This window comes from Leucobacter soli (genome assembly GCF_042659205.1).
Taxonomy (GTDB): domain Bacteria; phylum Actinomycetota; class Actinomycetes; order Actinomycetales; family Microbacteriaceae; genus Leucobacter; species Leucobacter soli.
In genome coordinates, this window is record NZ_JBHSRW010000507.1 from 1 (window position 1) to 509 (window position 509).

Here is a 509-nt window from a genome sequence, read left to right on the forward strand (position 1 = left end):
GTCGAGCGGGACGCCGTTCAGCTGCGCGCCGCCGCCCTGCCAGGCGGTGAACAGCTCGTCCGTCACCGGGAGGTACACCGCGCCGACCACCGCGCGGCGCCCGTCGGCCATCGTGCCGGCGGCGCCGTCCGAGACCGTCGCAGCGACGCTCACCGCGTACACGGGAAGGTTGTAGAGATAGTTGACGGTGCCGTCGATCGGGTCGACGACCCAGGTGATGCCGGTCGATCCCTCGATGCTCGCACCCTCCTCGCCGAGGATGCCGTCGTCGGGCCGCAGCTCACGCAGGCCCGCGGTGAGCAGCTTCTCTGCCCGGCGGTCGGCTGCGGTGACGACGTCGTTGATGCTCGTCTTGGTGGCGGCGACGTCCACGCCGGTCTCGCGCAGGGAGCGGATCGTATCGCCCACGCTGCGGGCGAGCGTCGCGGCGATGTCCGCGAGCGAGGCGAGTGCGTCGGGGGAGCGGTGCGGGGCTTCGACCATGCCCCCAGCGTAGTCCCGCGGCCGTC

At 72.7% G+C, this 509-nt stretch carries 1 protein-coding gene; it reads right to left on the reverse strand.

Going from position 1 to position 509, the window contains the following annotated elements; genetic code table 11:
• Window positions 1-483 (reverse strand): inositol monophosphatase family protein (locus ACFPZL_RS14210; protein ID WP_382336066.1); only part of this gene is annotated, 483 nt, incomplete at its 3' end.
• Window positions 484-509: the final 26 nt, after the last annotated feature.